The 17,018-nt window shown below is 72.9% G+C and carries 14 protein-coding genes; 10 read left to right on the top strand and 4 right to left on the bottom strand.

What is annotated here, in order from left to right; all coding sequences use genetic code 11:
- Positions 1-55: 55 nt before the first annotated feature.
- Positions 56-1,318 carry an amidohydrolase gene (locus tag HLI28_RS03840; protein ID WP_171246189.1) on the bottom strand — a complete coding sequence of 421 codons (1,263 nt, stop codon included), beginning with the start codon at positions 1,316-1,318 and terminating at the stop codon, positions 56-58.
- A gap of 73 nt (positions 1,319-1,391) precedes the next feature.
- The gene (locus tag HLI28_RS03835; RefSeq protein WP_171246188.1) at positions 1,392-3,440 is read right to left on the bottom strand and encodes an NAD(+) synthase; all 2,049 of its coding nucleotides are present in this window, start codon (positions 3,438-3,440) and stop codon (positions 1,392-1,394) included.
- 71 nt (positions 3,441-3,511) lie between these two features.
- Here HLI28_RS03835 and HLI28_RS03830 point away from each other — a divergent pair, with 71 nt between their 5' ends.
- Both HLI28_RS03830 and HLI28_RS03825 read left to right on the top strand, forming a co-directional pair.
- Positions 3,512-4,234, top strand: a complete 723-nt coding sequence (locus tag HLI28_RS03830; RefSeq protein WP_171246187.1) for a copper resistance protein CopC — start codon at positions 3,512-3,514, stop codon at positions 4,232-4,234.
- Positions 4,235-4,397: 163 nt separating this feature from the next.
- Positions 4,398-4,679 carry an HU family DNA-binding protein gene (locus tag HLI28_RS03825; protein ID WP_171246186.1) on the top strand — a complete coding sequence of 94 codons (282 nt, stop codon included), beginning with the start codon at positions 4,398-4,400 and terminating at the stop codon, positions 4,677-4,679.
- Positions 4,680-4,871: 192 nt separating this feature from the next.
- On the opposite strand, the gene HLI28_RS03820 is transcribed toward HLI28_RS03825, so the two are convergent.
- On the bottom strand, positions 4,872-7,622 hold the full coding sequence (locus tag HLI28_RS03820; protein WP_171246185.1) for a flippase-like domain-containing protein: 2,751 nt from the start codon (positions 7,620-7,622) through the stop codon (positions 4,872-4,874).
- Between the two features lie 173 nt (positions 7,623-7,795).
- Between HLI28_RS03820 and HLI28_RS03815 the strand changes: the two genes are divergently transcribed.
- The 4 genes from HLI28_RS03815 to HLI28_RS03800 are packed head-to-tail and all read left to right on the top strand — an operon-like array spanning position 7,796 to position 13,250.
- Positions 7,796-9,445 (top strand): ABC transporter substrate-binding protein, encoded by a 1,650-nt coding sequence (locus HLI28_RS03815; RefSeq protein ID WP_171246184.1) that lies wholly within the window; start codon positions 7,796-7,798, stop codon positions 9,443-9,445.
- A gap of 15 nt (positions 9,446-9,460) precedes the next feature.
- Positions 9,461-10,504, top strand: a complete 1,044-nt coding sequence (locus HLI28_RS03810) for an ABC transporter permease (RefSeq protein WP_304604681.1) — start codon at positions 9,461-9,463, stop codon at positions 10,502-10,504.
- A complete protein-coding gene (locus tag HLI28_RS03805; protein WP_171246183.1) occupies positions 10,504-11,574 on the top strand; it encodes an ABC transporter permease in 1,071 nt (356 codons plus the stop codon). The genes HLI28_RS03810 and HLI28_RS03805 overlap by 1 nt, the downstream gene beginning before the upstream one ends.
- Positions 11,571-13,250: an ABC transporter ATP-binding protein gene (locus HLI28_RS03800; RefSeq protein WP_171246182.1), complete on the top strand. Its 1,680-nt coding sequence runs from the start codon at positions 11,571-11,573 to the stop codon at positions 13,248-13,250. The genes HLI28_RS03805 and HLI28_RS03800 overlap by 4 nt, the downstream gene beginning before the upstream one ends.
- Positions 13,251-13,307: 57 nt before the next feature.
- Here the strand turns inward: HLI28_RS03800 and HLI28_RS03795 are convergent, their stop codons facing one another.
- A complete protein-coding gene (locus tag HLI28_RS03795) occupies positions 13,308-14,123 on the bottom strand; it encodes a CPBP family intramembrane glutamic endopeptidase (RefSeq protein WP_171246259.1) in 816 nt (271 codons plus the stop codon).
- Positions 14,124-14,323: 200 nt separating this feature from the next.
- On the opposite strand from HLI28_RS03795, the gene HLI28_RS03790 reads away from it, so the two are divergent.
- Genes HLI28_RS03790 through HLI28_RS03775 form a run of 4 tightly spaced genes read left to right on the top strand, consistent with a single transcriptional unit; the run spans position 14,324 to position 16,957 of the window.
- On the top strand, positions 14,324-14,974 hold the full coding sequence (locus HLI28_RS03790) for a hypothetical protein (RefSeq protein WP_171246181.1): 651 nt from the start codon (positions 14,324-14,326) through the stop codon (positions 14,972-14,974).
- The gene (locus HLI28_RS03785) at positions 14,971-15,270 is read left to right on the top strand and encodes a transcriptional regulator (protein ID WP_171246180.1); all 300 of its coding nucleotides are present in this window, start codon (positions 14,971-14,973) and stop codon (positions 15,268-15,270) included. Before HLI28_RS03790 ends, HLI28_RS03785 begins: the two co-directional genes overlap by 4 nt.
- Positions 15,267-16,160, top strand: coding sequence for an ABC transporter ATP-binding protein (locus HLI28_RS03780; protein ID WP_171246179.1), 894 nt, complete (start codon positions 15,267-15,269; stop codon positions 16,158-16,160). Before HLI28_RS03785 ends, HLI28_RS03780 begins: the two co-directional genes overlap by 4 nt.
- A complete protein-coding gene (locus tag HLI28_RS03775) occupies positions 16,157-16,957 on the top strand; it encodes an ABC transporter permease (RefSeq protein ID WP_171246178.1) in 801 nt (266 codons plus the stop codon). Before HLI28_RS03780 ends, HLI28_RS03775 begins: the two co-directional genes overlap by 4 nt.
- Positions 16,958-17,018: the final 61 nt, after the last annotated feature.

Raw genomic sequence — 17,018 nt, 5'->3', positions numbered from 1 at the left:
AGCGGGCCCGGGCGGGACGGTCCGGGACCGCCCGCCCGGGCGCTCGCGGCAGACCTCAGGCGAACCGTGCGGAGCGCTCCACGACGCGCCCGGCGCCCCGCCCGCCGTCGGCGTCCCGGTCCCAGGAGTACACCGCGGTCCCGGTGACGAAGACGTGCTCGGCGCGGGCGTTGACGTCCAGCGGGTCGCCCGACCAGATCACGACGTCACCGTCGAGGCCCGGCCGCAGCGCGCCGACCCGGTCGTCCAGCCCGAGGATGCTCGCGGGGTTGACCGTCAGCGCCTCCAGGGCGACCTGCCGGTCCAGTCCCTCCTTGACGGCCAGGGAGGCCTGGTGCACCAGGAAGTTGATGGGCACCACCGGGTGGTCGGTGGTGATCGCGACGGTCACGCCGGCCTCGGCCAGCCGGGCCAGGTGGGCGATGTCGCGGTTCCGCAGCTCGACCTTGGTGCGGGTGGTGAACATCGGCCCGAAGATCACCGGGACGCCCTTCTCGGCGAGCACGTCGGCGACCGCGGCGCCGTCGGTGCCGTGGTTCACCACGAGGCGGTAGCCGAACTCGTCGGCGAGCCGCATCGCCGTGGCGATGTCGTCGGCGCGGTGCGTGTGCTGGTCCCAGGCGAGCTCGCCGTCGAGGACGCGGGCCAGCGTCTCCTTGGTCAGGTCGCGGGCGAACGGCTCGCCCTTCTCCTCGGCGGCAGCGCGGGCGGCCGCGTAGTGCTGGGCGTCGAGGAAGGCCTGGCGGATCACCGAGGCCACCCCGAGCCGGGTCGACGGCGTCTTCTTCTGCTCGCCGTACACCCGCTTCGGGTTCTCGCCCAGGGCGCTCTTGACCGACACCGCCTCGCGCAGGACCTGCTCGTCGACGGTGCGTCCGCCCCAGGTCTTGATGGCGACGGTCTGCCCGCCGATGGGGTTGGCCGAGCCCGGCTTGACGACGACGGAGGTCACGCCGCCGGCCAGGGCGTCGCGGAACCCCTCCTCCTCGATGTTGATCCCGTCGAGGGCGCGGAACGCGGCCCCGTTCGGGGCCGTCTTCTCGTTGGTGTCGTCCCCGGCCCAGCCCTCGGCCTCCTCGTGGACGCCGACGTGGCCGTGGGCCTCGACGAACCCGGGCAGCACCCACCGGCCGCCGGCGTCGACCGTGGGGACGCCGTCGGGCACGGTGACGTCGGCGCCGACGGCGGTGATGACGCCGTTCTCGATCAGCACCGTGCCGTTCTCGACGGGGTCGCCCGCCACGGGGACGACGTAGCCGTTCGTGACGGCGACGGAGGAGCGGGTGGTTCCGGGTGCGGTGGGATACGTGGAAGTCATGGGGGCCATCCTGCCCCCGGCACCCCGACGGCCTCGACCGGGCGGGACCGGCCGGCGGGCGACCCGTACCGCGTCAGCGCTCCGGGACGTTCTCCTCGATCTCGCGCAGCCAGGCCGCCGCGGACGCGTCCGACGGCATCCGCCAGTCCCCGCGCGGCGACATCGTGCCGCCGGGCGACACCTTGGGACCGTCGGGCAGCGCGGACCGCTTGAACTGGGAGGCGAAGAACCGGCGGAAGAAGACCAGCATCCAGCGGCGGATCTCGGCCAGGTCGAAGGCCGACCGGTCGTCGTGCGGGTAGTTCGGCGGCCACGCCCCGGCCTCGGCGTCCCGCCAGGCGTGCCAGGCCAGGAACGCGATCTTCGACGGACGCAGGCCGAACCGCAGCGTCCAGAACAGCGTGAAGTCCTGCAGCGCGTACGGGCCGACCGTCGCCTCGGTGGACTGCGGCGTCTCGCCCTCCCCGGACGGCACGAGCTCGGGGGAGATCTCCTGCACGACGATCTCGCGCAGCACGTCGCCCACCTCGACCGGGAAGTCGCCCGAGTCCGCCACCCAGCGGATCAGGTGCTGGATGAGGGTCTTGGGGACGCCGGTGTTCACGGCGTAGTGCGACATCTGGTCCCCGACGCCGTAGGTGCACCACCCCAGCGCCAGCTCGGACAGGTCGCCCGTGCCCAGCACGATGCCGCCGCGGTGGTTGGCGATCCGGAACAGGTAGTCGGTGCGCAGCCCGGCCTGCACGTTCTCGAAGGTGACGTCGTAGACGGCCTCGCCCTCGCCGTACGGGTGGCCGAGGTCGCGCAGCATCTGCTCCGCGGCGGGCCGGATGTCCAGCTCCTCGAACCGCACGCCCAGGGCCGTGGCCAGCCGCGTCGCCCGGTCCTTGGTCTCCGCCGACGTCGCGAACCCCGGCATCGTGACCGCGTGCACGTCCGTGCGCGGCCGCCCGAGCCGGTCCATCGCGTTCGCGGCCACGATGAGGGCGTGGGTGGAGTCGAGACCGCCGGAGACGCCGACGACGACCTTCGGCCGGCCGATCGCGGTCAGCCGTCGCTCCAGGGCGGTGACCTGGATGTTGTACGCCTCGTAGCAGTCCTGGGCGAGCCGCGCCGCGTCGTCGGGCACGAACGGGAAGCGGTCCACGTGCCGGCGCAGGCCGACGTCGCCCGACGGCGGGCGGACCTGCCACTCGACGACGCGGAAGCCGCGCACCCGGTCGCCGAAGGCGCGCCGGTTGTCGTCGAACGTGCCCTGACGCAGCCGGTCCTGGCGCAGGCGGTCGAGGTCGACGTCGGCCACCGCGCGCCGGGGGCCGTCCGGGAACCGATCGGTCTCGGCCAGCTCGTCGCCGGCCTCGTAGACCATCGTCTGCCCGTCCCAGGACAGGTCGGTGGACGACTCGCCCTGCGACGCCGCGGCGTAGACGTAGGCGGCGTGGCACCGGGCCGAGGCCGAGCGCACCAGGAGCCGACGGTCCTCGGCGCGGGCGATCGTGATGGGGCTCGCCGAGGGGTTCAGCAGCACCGTCGCGCCGGCCAGCGCGGCCTCGGCCGACGGCGGGACCGGCACCCACATGTCCTCGCACACCTCGACGTGCACCGTCAGGCCCGCGACGTCGGAGGCGCGGAACAGCAGGTCCGGGCCGCACGGGACCTCCTCGGCCGCGAAGGGCAGCCGCACCGTGGACCCGCGCAGGTCGGTGCCGGAGGCGAACCAGCGCTGCTCGTAGAACTCGCGGTAGGTGGGCAGGTACGACTTCGGGGCCACACCGAGCACCCGGCCGCCGTGGACCACCACGGCGCAGTTGTGGACGCGCCCGTGGATCTCCAGCGGCGCGCCCACCACGAGCAGCGGACGCAGGTCGGCGCTGGCCTCGACGATCTGCTCGAGCGCGTCCCCGACGGCCTCGAGCAGCGGGTCGGCCAGGTGCAGGTCGCCCAGCGCGTACCCCGAGACCGACAGCTCGGGGAACAGCGCGACCGCCACCCCGTCGTCGTGGCAGGCACGGGCCTGGTCGAGGATCGCGGCGGCGTTCGCGGCCGGATCGGCCGACGTCACCGGCACGGTGCAGGCGGCCACCCGGGCGAACCCGTGGGCGTAGGCGTTGCGGAAGTCCACACCCCGAGTGTGCCCGACGACACCGGTCCGGTGTTGGCCGACGCCGCGACGGCGGGGCTATCGTCGACGTCGTGGCGCACCATCCCGAGGGCTCCCGGCCCCGATCCCGACCGTCCGCCCCGTCCGAGGGGCCGGACTGGACGCCCGTCCGCTCGCAGCGGCGGAACCGCCTGATCGCCGCGGTCGTGGCGCTCTCGATGCTGCTGACCGCCGTCGGCGGCACGGCCGTCATGCTCGTCGGTGCGCTGTCCGCCGGCGCGCACGACCAGCTGCTCTCCACCGACCCCGAGGACGGGGCCTCCCTCGAGGAGCCCGTCGAGAACCTGACGCTCACCTTCAGCTCCGACGTCATCGCCGACGGCACGCAGGTCCGCGTGACGCCGCCGTCGGGCGAGCCGGTCGACGCCGAGGTCACCGTCGACGGCCCCGAGGTCGTCGCTGCCGTGCCCGGGCAGGCCGCCGGCGGGGAGTACGAGGTCGCCTGGCGCGCCGTGTCCTCCGACGGCCACCCGATCGAGGGGTCGTTCGCCTACGAGGTCGCCGCTCCGGCGGCGGACGCGGCCGGCGACCCCGCGCAGGCCGCCGAGACGGACGACCAGGCCGCGGCACCGAGCGAGCAGCCCGGCCCGTCCGCTCCGGTGCAGGACGACTCCTCGGGCGCGGGCGCGATGCCGGTGCTGTACGGCGGCGCGCTGGTCGCGATCATCGGGGTCGCCGCGCTGATGCTGGCGCGCTCGCGCCGCCGGCTCCACGACGACCACGGCCAGGGCCCCACCCAGGGGCCGCTGAGCTGACCCACCCGTCCGCACGGGGCTGGTCAGGCACGCCGAGACGGCGAAAAGTCGCAGGAACCCGCGGATGTTCCATAGTGTGTTCCCGGTCCACCGGTTCTGCCGGTCTGGCCGTGAACGTGACGACGTACGGCTCCGTACGTCGTGATCCGGAGAAGGGATTCACATGTCGCTGAACAAGTCCGAGCTGGCCTCGGCCATCGCCTCCAAGGCCGACCTGACCAAGTCGGACGCCGAGGCTGCGCTCAACGCTTTCCAGGAGGTGCTCGTCGAGTCCCTCAGCAAGGGTGAGGCCGTCAAGGTCACCGGTCTGCTGTCGGTCGAGCGTGTCGAGCGTGCCGCCCGCACCGGCCGCAACCCGCGCACCGGCGAGGAGATCCAGATCCCGGCCGGTTACGGCGTTAAGATCAGCGCCGGCTCGCTGCTGAAGAAGGCCGTCACCAAGTGATCCTGCGCTGACCCCGGTCAGCGTCCGAGGGCCCGTCGTCCGCGGAGTCGCGGACGGCGGGCCCTCGTGCGTCCGCTCTCCCTCCGGCGCGACGAGCGTGCGCACTCGGTACCCGATCCGCGGGGAGGGCGTGCTGAACGAGCACGCTCGACGCTCCCGCTCCCGCTCCCGCGCCCGGCCCAGCGCCCGGGGTCAGAGGTCGCCCTTGCGCTCCAGGTAGCGCATCGCGGCCCACCCGAAGGGCACCCGGCCCCAGTAGGTGACCACCCGGAACAGGATCGTCGTGGACAGCGCGATCGAGGCCGGGATGCCCGCGGCGGTGAGCCCGGCCGTCAGCGCCGCCTCGACACCACCGAGACCACCCGGCGTCGGGACCAGTGCTCCGAGGGCGTTGCCCACGAGGTAGATGACGGCCACGTCGATGAGGTTGAGGGACTGGCCGAACGCCGCCAGCGCGGCGTCGAAGGCCAGCACGTAGCCCAGCGACATGACGACGTTGCCGCCGATCCCGAGGGCGAGCCGGGTCGGCTGGCCGAGCATCTGCGACAGCCGCGGCCACACCTGCTCCAGCGTGGGCCTGATCTTCCCCCAGATCCACCGGCGGATCGCGGGGACCAGCAGGACGGCCGCGATGACCGCGGCGATCCCGGCGATCGCCAGCAGCACCGTGATCGAGGGCAGCTCGATGAGTCCGCCGGACCCGGTGAAGATCGAGAGCACCACCAGCAGGACCACGGTGACCACGAACTGGGAGACCTGCACCAGGGCGACGGTGGCCACGGCCATCGGCAGCTCGACGCCGCGGCGGGTGAGCATCCGCAGGTTGAGGGCGGCGGGACCGATGCCCGCCGGGGCCGCGAGCGCGACGAACGACCCCGCCATCTGGGTCAGCGTCGCCCGCCACAGCGGCAGCCGCTTCGGGGAGAACGCGACGAACGTCAGCGCGGCGCCGAACCACGTGACCGCGCCCAGCACGAACGCGGCGACCACCCACCAGGGGTTGGCCCGGCTCACGGCGTCGGTGATCTCGTCGAGGTTCATGGTGGTCACCAGCGCGGTGACCACACCGATCGACAAGGCGAGCGTGATGACGGTCCGGGCACCGAACCGCGTGATGTTCTCGGGCTGGACGTCCACCTGCGGCAGCCGTTCCACGAGGGCGTCGCGCAGGTCGTCGAGCAGTCCGCGGCGCTGGCGCACGGCCACGCGGGTCGCGGCGGGCAGGGCGATGGACTGCAGCAGCGGGCCCACGGCGGCGATGTCGTCGGCGGGCAGCGCGCGCACGGCCGACGCGACGGCAGGTCCGGGGCCGACCCGCAGCGCGAGCAGGGCGAGCATCTGCACCAGGTCGAGGCGTCGGCCCAGGATGGTGGAGGCGATCTCGCCCTGCTCCCACCCGGTCAGCCACACCCGGGGGCGGGTGCCGTGGGAGTCCACGAGCAGCACGTCCGGGGTGAGCGCGTGGTGGGTCAGGCCGGCCTCGTGTGCGCGCCGCAGCTGTTCCCAGACGGCGGCCAGGACGGCGTGGCCACGGTCCCCGGCGAGCGCCTCGTCGGGCAGGTCGCGCCACGGCACGGCACCGACGGCGTGCTCGGTGACCAGCACGATCGAGTCCGCGGCCTCGCCCACGCCGAGCAGCCGCGGGGTGCGCACGTGGGCGGCGTCGGCGGCGTAGGTGAGCATCGCCGTGCGTTCGGCGACGGCCTTGAGCGACACCTGGGCCCGGCCCTCCAGGCCGCGCAGGCGCAGGCCGCGCCACAGCCGCGTCAGGACGCCCACGACGTGCCGGTCGCCGTCGAGCACGACGACGTCGCGGCGGTCGCCGTCCGGCGTGAACATCGCGTAGACGCGGGCGTCCCCGGTGCGGGTCAGGGCGCGGGTCGCCGGGTCGGCGAGGGTGTCCGACGCCGGCAGCCCGGTGCGGACGTCGGCGCCGGCGCCGCGGCGGCCGCCGTAGCGGGGACGGTTGCGCAGCAGGGCGCGCAGGGTGGTGCGGCCGGTCACCGCGCCGGAGGCGTCGACGTCCGTGACGGTCTCGTCGGGCATCGGGGCGGGGGGCGTGTCGGCGTTCACGGGGGCGGTGACGTCCCGGACCCGCACGAGGGTTGTCGGGCGGAAGCCGGCACGGCGGACGGCCGTGACGAGCTCGCCGCCGTAGGCGCGTTCGGACCGCACCCCGGAGGCGTACTGCACGGTCTGGCCGGCGAGCCGGCCGAGCAGCAGGGCGACGAGCACGCTCGGCAGGGGGGCCTGCCCGGTGATCAGCGCGATGACCAGCGCCAGGTAGAGGACGTTCCACGACCAGCGGACGGTGCGCCGACGGGTGCGGGGCCCGGCGGTGGTGAGCAGCGCCGCGATGCCGGCGACGTAGATGGGGACCGTGATCCGCCAGGCCCCGTCGCGGAAGATCGACAGCGACCGCAGCAGGTCGTCGCCGCCCCACCAGCCGACCATCAGCACGGTGAGGACGCCGAGCACGATGCCCAGCGTCGCGGCGACGATCGACTCCACGACCTGACGGCCGAGCCGCCGCACGCCGAGCTCGGCGAGCACGGCGACGGGCACGAACAGCGTGACGAGCCCTTCGAGCACGGCGACCGGGATGAACAGCAGCTCGCCGAGCAGGGTGTTGAACGCCCGCACGTCGGCGGTCACGCCCTCGGTGGTGCCGTGGGCGACGACGGACAGCACGAGGACCGCGGCGACGCCGACGGCGCTGCTGATGAGGCCGAGCAGGTCCGAGGGGTTGCGGACGCGCTGCTCCGGGGTGTCGACGACCCGGACCAGCCCGGCGTCGTCGTCGGGGGCGCCGCCGGCGAGGAAGAGCGCGTCGAAGGCGCCGGTGGGCGGCTGCGTGTCCGCGGCGCCGTACAACCCGACGTCGTGCACCGTGCCCGGCGGGTTTCCAGGGCCCGCGGGGCCCTCGCCGCTGCCTCGGGACATGGGGGGAGTCTAGGTCGGCGGGGCGGTCGAGGCCCGGTGGAGGGGGGTGAAGGCCGGACTGATCTGCCGGACATGTCACACTGATGTGATCTGGGCGACATGATTGCCTGATAGAACTGCCGTCAACGTGGACGGCATGCGGCCGGGAGGCCGCATCGAGGAGGGAAACACACATGAGGACGATTCGCGGGACGCGACGCGCCGTCTCGACCGCTGCCGGGGCGGCTGCTGTCGCGCTGGTGCTCACCGCGTGCGGCGGTGGCGGCACGGACGAGGGCTCCGAGGCGGAGGGCGACAGCGGTGCTGGTACGTCGCTCACCATCGGCACGACGGACAAGATCACGACCATCGACCCGGCCGGCTCGTACGACAACGGGTCCTTCGCGGTGATGAACCAGGTCTACCCGTTCCTGATGAACACGCCGTACGGGAGCCCGGACGTCGAGCCGGACATCGCCGAGTCCGCCGAGTTCACGGCGCCGACCGAGTACACGGTCACCCTGAAGTCCGGGCTGAAGTGGGCCAACGGCAACGACCTGACCGCGTCGGACGTGAAGTTCAGCTTCGACCGTCAGCTGGCGATCGCCGACGAGAGCGGCCCGTCGTCGCTGCTGTACAACCTGGACAGCACCGAGGTCGTCGACGACACCACCGTCGTCTTCCACCTCAAGGAGGCGAACGACCAGGTCTTCCCGTCGATCCTGTCGTCCCCGGCGGGGCCGATCGTGGACGAGGACGTCTTCTCGGCCGACGCCCTGACCCCGGACGCGGAGATCGTGGACGGCCAGGCCTTCGCCGGCCAGTACGTGATCACCAGCTACACGCTCAACGAGCTGGTGACCTACGAGGCCTTCGACGGCTACCAGGGGCTGCTCGGCGAGGCGAAGACCCCCGAGATCAACGTGTCGTACTTCGCCGACGCCTCCAACCTCAAGCTCGAGGTCCAGCAGGGCTCGGTCGACGTGGCCTTCCGGTCGCTGTCCTCGACCGACATCGAGGACCTGCAGGGCGACGACGGCGTGAAGGTCGTCGAGGGCCCGGGCGGCGAGATCCGCTACGTCGTCTTCAACTTCGACACCCAGCCGTACGGCGCCGCGCAGGACGACGCCGACGAGGACAAGGCGCTGGCCGTGCGTCAGGCCGTGGCCCACCTCATCGACCGCGAGGCGATCTCCGAGCAGGTCTACAAGGGCACCTACACCCCGCTGTACTCCTACGTCCCGGCCGGCCTGACCGGTGCGACCGAGTCCCTCAAGGAGATGTACGGCGACGGTGACGGCGGCCCCGACGCCGACGCCGCCACGCAGGTCCTCGAGGACGCGGGCGTCGAGACGCCGGTCGAGCTCAGCCTGCAGTACTCCAACGACCACTACGGCCCGTCCTCGGGCGACGAGTACGCCCTGATCAAGGACCAGCTGGAGTCCTCCGGGCTGTTCAGCGTCGACCTGCAGACCACCGAGTGGGTGCAGTACAGCAAGGACCGCACCGCCGACGTCTACCCGGCCTACCAGCTCGGCTGGTTCCCGGACTACTCCGACGCGGACAACTACCTCACGCCGTTCTTCCTCGACGGCGGGTTCCTCGGCAACCACTACTCCAACCCGGAGGTCGACGAGCTGATCGTCGAGCAGGGGGTCACCGAGGACCCGGACGAGCGTGCCGGCGTCATCGAGGAGATCCAGGACACGGTGGCGCAGGACCTGTCGACCGTGCCCTACCTGCAGGGCGCGCAGGTCGCCGTGGTGGGCTCGGACGTGTCCGGCGCCGAGGAGACCCTCGACGCCTCGTTCAAGTTCCGCTACGCGGCGCTGAGCAAGGGCTGATCGAGGACCCTGTCCGTGGCTGCATCACCGACGGCAGGAAGCGCACTGGGGCGGTACGTCCTGGTGCGCTTCCTGCTCATCATCCCGACCGTCTTCATCCTGGTCACCACCGTGTTCGTGCTCATGCGCGCCACGGGTGACCCGATCACGGCCGCCCTCGGCGGTCGTCTCACCCCCGACCAGCTCGCCGAACGCATCCAGGCCGCCGGGTACGACCGGCCGATCCTCGTGCAGTACTGGGAGTACCTCTCGGGGATCCTCACCGGCGACTTCGGCACCACCATCAGCGACAACCGGCCCGTCACCGAGGTGCTCACCACCTACGGCGCGGCGACGCTCGAGCTGAGCACGTACGCCGTGCTGGTCGCGCTCGTCCTCGGCGTACCGTTCGGCATGATCGCCGCCTACCGGCGCGACCTGCTGCCCGACGCCGTGCTGCGCGTCCTGGCGATCCTCGCCTACGCGACGCCGGTCTTCTTCGCCGGTCTGCTGCTGAAGCTGATCTTCTCCGTCTGGCTCGGCTGGTTCCCGGTCGCGGGCCGGGTCTCGACCGCCGGGGAGATCGAGATGCGCAAGGCGGGTGCCGACTCGGGCTTCATGGTCGTCGACGCCCTCGCCACCGGGGACCCCGCCGTCCTGCTCGACGTGCTCTCGCACGCCGTCCTGCCGTCGCTGGCGCTCGGCCTGCTCACGGCCGGGGTGTTCCTGCGGCTGGTGCGCACCAACATGATCAGCACGCTGGGCACCGAGTTCGTCGTCTCCGCCCGGTCCCGCGGCGTGAAGGAGCGGCGCCTGGTCACCGCGCACGCGTGGCGTCCCGCGCTCATCCCGATCATCACCGTCGCGGGCATGCAGATCGCCATGCTCCTGGTGGGCGCGGTGCTCACCGAGACCACCTTCGAGTGGCGCGGCCTCGGCTTCCAGCTCTCCGAGTACCTGCAGGCCCGCGACTTCGTGGCCGTCCAGGGGATCGTCGTGGTCATGGCCGTCATCGTCGCGGTGACGAACTTCCTGGTGGACGTGATCGCCGCCCTCGTCGACCCGAGAGTGAGGTACTGATGACCGCCCCGGAGACCCAGGGGGCCCCGCCCCCGGTACCGGCCGCGCCCGAGCACCTGCAGGGGCGCGGCGCGTGGTTCAAGCGACTGCCCGTCGTGCACCAGGTGCGCCAGAGCGTCGGCCTCCAGCGCGGCATGCTCGTCACGGGGCTGGTGCTGTGCGCCGTGTTCGTGGTCACCGCCGTCGGTGCCCGCTGGATCGCGCCGTACGGCTGGTCCCAGCTGCGCACCCCGGAGGGCGCCTTCGGCGCCCAGCAGCCCCCGAGCGCCGAGCACTGGTTCGGCACCACCGTCGGCGGGTACGACGTGCTCTCCCGGGTGGTGTGGGGCGCGCAGACGGCGCTGCTCGTCGTCATCGTCGCGGTGACGGCGTCCATCGTCGTCGGCGTGCTGCTCGGTCTGGTCTCGGGCTACTTCGGCGGCTGGGCGGACCGGGTGCTCGTGCTCGTCGCCGACGCCGTGTACGCCTTCCCGTCCCTGCTGCTGGCGATCCTGCTCGCCATCGTCATCTCGGGCGGCCAGTCGAGCATGTGGGGCGGCGTCCTCGCGGCCGCGCTGTCGATCACGGTGGTGTTCGTGCCGCAGTACTTCCGCGTGGTGCGGGCCGAGGTGGTCCGCATCAAGGGGGAGGCGTTCGTCGACGCCGCTCGTGTCCTGGGCACGCCGCACCGGCGGATCATGACCCGCCACGTGCTGCGCAACTCGGTGCGCACCCTGCCGCTCATCGTCACGTTGAACGCCTCCGAGGGCATCCTGACCCTGGCGGGGCTGGGCTTCCTCGGGTTCGGCATCGAACCGACGGCCGCCGCCGAGTGGGGCTACGACCTGCAGCGGGCGGTCGCGGACGTCACCTCGGGCATCTGGTGGACGGCGCTGTTCCCCGGTCTGGCGATCGTGCTGGCCGCCATGGGGATGACGCTCGTGGGCGAGTCCCTCAACGACCTGGCCGACCCGCGGCTGCGGGTGCGGTCCCGGTCGCGCAAGGTCGCCGGCGCGGTGGCCGCCACGTCGGTGGACGCCGGGTCGGACGCCGACGCCGGGACCACCGGCCCGTCGAAGGAGGAGTCATGAGCACGTCGCGCGTCGCGCACATCGAGGACCTCGCGGTCTCGTTCGCCACCGACGCCGGCCCGGTGCGGGCCGTCGACGGCGTCAGCCTCGACGTCGCCCCGGGCGAGGTGCTCGCGATCGTCGGCGAGTCCGGGTCGGGCAAGACCGTGACGGCGAAGACCATCCTCGGCCTGCTGCCGGAGACGGCCACGGCGAGCGGAGCGGTCGTGCTCAGCGGGCACGACGGCGCGCAGACCGACGTCGTGCACGTGTCCGGCGCGGAGCTGCGCCGGGTGCGCGGCCGCGACGTCGCCATGGTGTTCCAGGAGCCCTCCACGGCGCTGAACCCGGTCTACACGGTCGGCTGGCAGATCGCCGAGGGGTTGCGTGCCCACGGCAAGGTCTCGGCGAAGGAGGCGCGGCGGCGGGCGGTCGAGGTGCTGCGGACCGTCGGGATCCCGGATCCCGAGCAGCGCGTCGACCACTACCCGCACCAGTTCTCCGGCGGTCAGAAGCAGCGTGTCGTCATCGCCATGGCGCTGGTCCTCGACCCCGGGCTGATCGTGGCCGACGAGCCGACGACGGCGCTCGACGTCACCGTCCAGGCGGAGATCCTGGACCTGCTGCGGCGGCTGCGGGACGAGACCGGGACGGCGATCGTGCTCATCACCCACAACATGGGCGTGGTGGCGGACCTGGCCGACCGGGTCGCCGTGATGTACCAGGGCCATGTGGTCGAGGAGGCTCCCGTGCAGGAGCTCTTCGCCGACCCGCAGGCCGAGTACACCCGGACGCTGCTCGGGGCGGTGCCACGGGTCGGCGAGGGCACCGCGCGCGCCGAGGCCCGGGCGGCGTCCCGGCCCGAGGGATGGGCCGACGGCGAGCCGGTCGTGCGGGCCGAGCACCTGACCATCACCTACCCGGGCAGGTTCCGGCGTCCGGGCTTCACCGCGGTCGACGACGTGTCCCTGACGATCCGGCCCGGTGAGGTCCTGGGGCTGGTGGGGGAGTCCGGTTCGGGCAAGACGACCATCGCCCGGGCCGTGGCCGGGCTGCAGCCCGTCACCAGCGGGTCGCTGCGGGTGCTGGGCACGGAGATGCGCGGTGCCAGGGGCCGTGCCCTCGCCGGCATGCGGCCGCGGCTCGGGTTCGTCTTCCAGGACCCGGCGACGTCGTTCAACCCGCTGCTGACGATCGCCGAGTGCGTGGCCGAGCCGCTGGTCGTGCACGGCCGGGCCGCGTCGCCCGCGGCGGCACGTGGCCGGGTGGACGAGCTGCTGGAGGCCGTCCAGCTCCCGCGCTCCTACGGCGACCGCTACCCGCACGAGCTGTCCGGCGGGCAGCGTCAGCGGGCGTCCCTGGCGCGCGGCCTGGCGCTGGACCCGGAGCTGCTGGTGGCGGACGAGCCCACCTCGGCCCTCGACGTCTCGGTGCAGGCCCGGGTCCTGGAGCTGTTCGCCGACCTGCAGGCCGAGCTCGGTTTCGCCTGCCTCTTCGTCTCGCACGACCTCGCGGTCGTGGACCTGCTCGCCGACCGGATCGCGGTGCTCTACCGCGGCCGGCTCGTCGAGTCCGGGACCGGCGCGGAGGTGCTGGGGTCGCCGTCGGAGGACTACACCCGCCGGCTGCTGGCCTCGTTGCCGGTGCCGGACCCGGCCGAGCAGGCGCGACGCCGGGTCTCGCTGGCGACGGCCTGACCCGGTGACCCGTCGGGTGGGCGCGGCCCCGTGCCGCTCCCGCCCGGCGGTCCGCCGTCAGCCGACGCCGAGCGCGGCGAGCCAGTCGGCCGGCAGGAACGCGTACCCGACGAAGGCGACGACGTCGAGCAGGGTGTGCGCGATCACCAGGGGCAGCACGCGCTGCCGTCCCCAGCGTGAGGTGTAGAACCAGGCGAAGACGACGCCCATGACCATGTTGCCGAAGAACGGGCCGATGCCCTGGTACAGGTGGTAGGAACCGCGCAGCAGTGCGCTGGCCACGACGAACGTCACGCGGTGCCAGCCGAGGTCGCTCGTGCGTTCGTGCAGGTAGGCCACGGCGATCACCTCCTCCAGCAGCCCGTTCTGCAGCGCGGCCAGCATGAGGACCGGGACGGTCCACCAGTAGTCCTCGAGCGCGCTGGCCTGGATCTCGACGGTGATCCCCAGGAACCGCCCGAGGGTGTAGAACGCCAGCCCGGGGATGCCGATGGCCGCCGCGAGGGCGAACCCCCATGCGGTGTCCCGGCCGGGGCGGGCCGCGTCGAGGCCGATCCGGCGCAGGGTCCCCGGGCCGCGGGCGCTCAGCAGGTACAGGGCCAGGGCGACGGGCAGCACCGCGAACGCGATGCCGAGCAGCTGGTACGTCAGGTCGAGGTACGGGCGCGCCGACCGCGAGGCGTTGAGCGTCGCCGACTGCTCGGCCAGCGCCGTGCCGGAGGTCAGCCGGGCGACGATGTTGACCAGCGCGTAGATCGCGCTCTGGCCGAGGCTGAGGCCCAGGACGAGCCAGATCTCGGCGCCGGTCCGGCGGCGGTCCCTCGGTGTGCGGGCCGGCGCGGCGGGCGCCGGCGGCGTCCAACGGTCCTTCACGGCGGGTCGTGGTGCGCTCACCGGCCCAGCCTAAGCGCGCCCACCCTTCGCTGTGGGCATGAGATCTGCGGCCCCACCGCGGGTCGGAGGTGCAGATTTCATGCCCACAGCGGTCGGTGGGGTCTTGTGCGTTCCTGGAACCGGTGGCACACTGCAAAGTAGTTTGTACTGCAAACCTCATCGAGAGCACCGGAGCCACCGTGAGCACCGCACCCGACAGCCGGTCCGACCACCCCCTCGACCCCGCCGCGAGCCTGGATCTCATCGCGGAGTCCCAGCGTCGGGTCCGCCGCGGCACCGAACCGGACTGCCGCCTGATCTGTCTCGTGTGGGGGATCGCCTGGGCGGTCGGCTACCTCGTGCTGTGGACGAGCGCCCGCGCGCTCGGAGTGCCCGGCGTGGTGGCCTACGTCGTCTTCGGGACCCTGCTCGCCGTGGCCGTCGTCGTCACGATCGTGCACAGCGCGCGCCGCGCCGCCGGGACCCGCGGCCCCGGGCACCGGGCCACGGTCCTGTGGGGGGCGACGTGGTTCCTGGCGTTCGGCGTGTACCCCTTCGTCATCGCCGGACTCGGCCGTGCCGGGGCATCCGACGACGTCACGGGCCTGGCGTCCAACGCGTTGGCCTGCGTCATCATCGGCGTCATGTACCTGACCGGGGGCGCGTCCTTCGGCGACCGCGGGCTGTTCGTCCTCGGGGCCTGGATCCTGCTCACCGGGGGCGTCGCGACGATGGCGGGGATGCCCGCCACCTACCTCGTCATGGCGACGGTCGGCGGCGGCGGGTTCCTCGCGATCACCGTGGTCTGGCAGGTGCTGCACCTGCGGCGCCGGGCAGGGGCGCGGCGATGACCGAGCTCGACACCGTCATCCACGCCCCGGCGCGGCTGCGGGTCGTGTCCACGCTGGCCGCGCTGCGGGCCGGCGAGGAGATCACCTTCGCCAAGCTCCAGAAGCTGCTGGACATGACCGCGGGTAACCTCTCGACGCACCTGCGCAAGCTCGAGGACGCGGGTTACGTGCGCCAGACCAAGGAGTTCGCCGGGCGTCGGCCCGTCACCTACCTCGCCCTGACGACGGACGGTCGCCGGGCCTTCGAGGACTACACCACCACCCTGCAGGACCTCTTGAGAGGGGCCGGATCATGACCGTCATCGACGTCGACGGCGTCACCCGCCGGTTCGGGGAGGTCGTGGCCCTGGACGACGTCTCCCTGGAGGTGGGCCCCGGCGAGCTCGTCGGGCTGCTCGGTCCGAACGGGGCCGGCAAGTCGACCCTGCTGTCCCTCGTGAGCGGCCAGCGGCGACCCGACACCGGCCGCGTCCGGCTGCTCGACGGCGACCCGCGGGACGCGGCGTCGCGGATCGGGCTCGGCATCACCCCGCAGGAGACCGGCCTCCCGCCGACCCTGCGCGTCGGCGAGGTGGTCGACTTCGTCGGCGGGCACTTCCCGGACCCGATGCCGACCGCCGAGCTGCTCGAGCAGTTCGGTCTCACGGACAAGGCACGCAAGCAGACCGGGTCGTTGTCCGGCGGCCAGAAGCGGCGTCTCGCCGTGGCCCTGGCCCTGGTCGGCCGTCCCCGGGTGATCCTGCTGGACGAACCCACCACTGGCCTGGACGTCACCGCCCGGCAGGTGCTGTGGGAGGCGATCCGGCGGTACCACGCCGGCGGCGGGACCGTGCTGCTGACCAGCCACTACCTCGAGGAGGTCCAGGCGCTGGCCGAGCGGGTGGTGGTGATCGACCACGGCGTGGTGCGCGCGGACGACTCCCTGGACGGGATCCTGCGCCGGGTGGGACTGCGCCGCGTGGTGCTGCGCGCGCCGGTCGACCTGGTCGACCGGCCGGGGGTGTCCCGCGGCGAGCACCGCGGCGACGGCACCCAGGAGCTCTACACGCCCGACGCGGACGCGCTGGTCCGTGACCTCGTCACCTCGGGCGTGGAGTTCTCGGACCTGCAGATCCGGGGCGCCAGCCTCGAGGAGGCGTTCGCCGAGATGGTCGCCTCCGGTTCCCTGGAAGGAGCGGACCGATGACCCGCGTGACACCCGCACCCGCCGTCGTCGCGCCGTCGGGCACTGTCAGCCCGGTGCGGATGACCTGGCTGCACCTGAAGTTCCAGTTCCTGGAGACGGTGCGCATCCCCATCGCCGTGCTGGGGAACATGTTCTTCCCGGCACTGGCGATGTTCTTCTTCGTCGTACCGCAGAGCGACGTCGCGCAGAACCCGGTGTTCGCCACGATGGCGGTCGCGGGGCTGGCCCTCTTCGCCGTCTGCTCGGCGAGCCTGTTCACCTACGGCCTCGGCGTGGCCGAGGACCGTCAGCTCCCGTTCGACCCGTTCGTGCGCTCCCTGCCGGCGGGGCCGGGACCGCGCATGGTCGCGCGGATCCTCAACGGGGCCATCTTCGCGCTGTTCGGTCTCGTGCCGCTGATCCTCATCGGCGCGTTCTTCACCGCCGCCTCGGTGACGCTCCTCGAGCTGCTCGCCGGGGTCGCGACGATCCTGGCGACGGCGGTCCCGTTCGTGCTGCTGGGGATGGCCGTGGGGTACTCGCTGACGGCCAAGGCCGCGCTGCCGGTCGTGCAGGTCGTCCTGTTCCCGCTGGCCTTCGCCGGCGGGCTGTTCCTGCCGCCGGTCGCGTTCCCCGACTGGCTGAACACGCTGTCCCAGGGGACCCCGACCCGCGCCGGCCGCGACCTGCTCGTGCAGGCGCTGACCGGCGCGGACGCCTACGCCGGCGCGTGGCCGGTGCTGATCGGCTGGACCGTGCTGTTCGCGACGCTGGCCGTCGTGGCGTACCGCCGCGACGAGGGCCGGCGCTTCCGCTGATCCCCGCCCTCGGCTGTGGGCATGAAATCTGCAGGTCAGGACCGGTCCTGACCTGCAGATT

This window comes from Isoptericola sediminis (assembly GCF_013085345.1).
Taxonomy (GTDB): Bacteria; Actinomycetota; Actinomycetes; order Actinomycetales; family Cellulomonadaceae; genus Isoptericola; species Isoptericola sediminis.
The sequence above is the reverse complement of the archived record's forward strand: the minus strand, read 5'-3'. Positions and strand labels throughout refer to the sequence as shown.

Bases quoted from the DNA above. Each gene is read 5' to 3' on its own strand.
- HLI28_RS03840 (WP_171246189.1), bottom strand. From the start codon at position 1,318: ATGACTTCCACGTATCCCACCGCACCCGGAACCACCCGCTCCTCCGTC.
- HLI28_RS03825 (WP_171246186.1), top strand. From the start codon at position 4,398: ATGTCGCTGAACAAGTCCGAGCTGGCCTCGGCCATCGCCTCCAAGGCC.
- HLI28_RS03820 (WP_171246185.1), bottom strand. From the start codon at position 7,622: ATGTCCCGAGGCAGCGGCGAGGGCCCCGCGGGCCCTGGAAACCCGCCG.
- HLI28_RS03815 (WP_171246184.1), top strand. From the start codon at position 7,796: ATGAGGACGATTCGCGGGACGCGACGCGCCGTCTCGACCGCTGCCGGG.
- HLI28_RS03805 (WP_171246183.1), top strand. From the start codon at position 10,504: ATGACCGCCCCGGAGACCCAGGGGGCCCCGCCCCCGGTACCGGCCGCG.
- HLI28_RS03800 (WP_171246182.1), top strand. From the start codon at position 11,571: ATGAGCACGTCGCGCGTCGCGCACATCGAGGACCTCGCGGTCTCGTTC.
- HLI28_RS03785 (WP_171246180.1), top strand. From the start codon at position 14,971: ATGACCGAGCTCGACACCGTCATCCACGCCCCGGCGCGGCTGCGGGTC.
- HLI28_RS03780 (WP_171246179.1), top strand. From the start codon at position 15,267: ATGACCGTCATCGACGTCGACGGCGTCACCCGCCGGTTCGGGGAGGTC.
- HLI28_RS03775 (WP_171246178.1), top strand. From the start codon at position 16,157: ATGACCCGCGTGACACCCGCACCCGCCGTCGTCGCGCCGTCGGGCACT.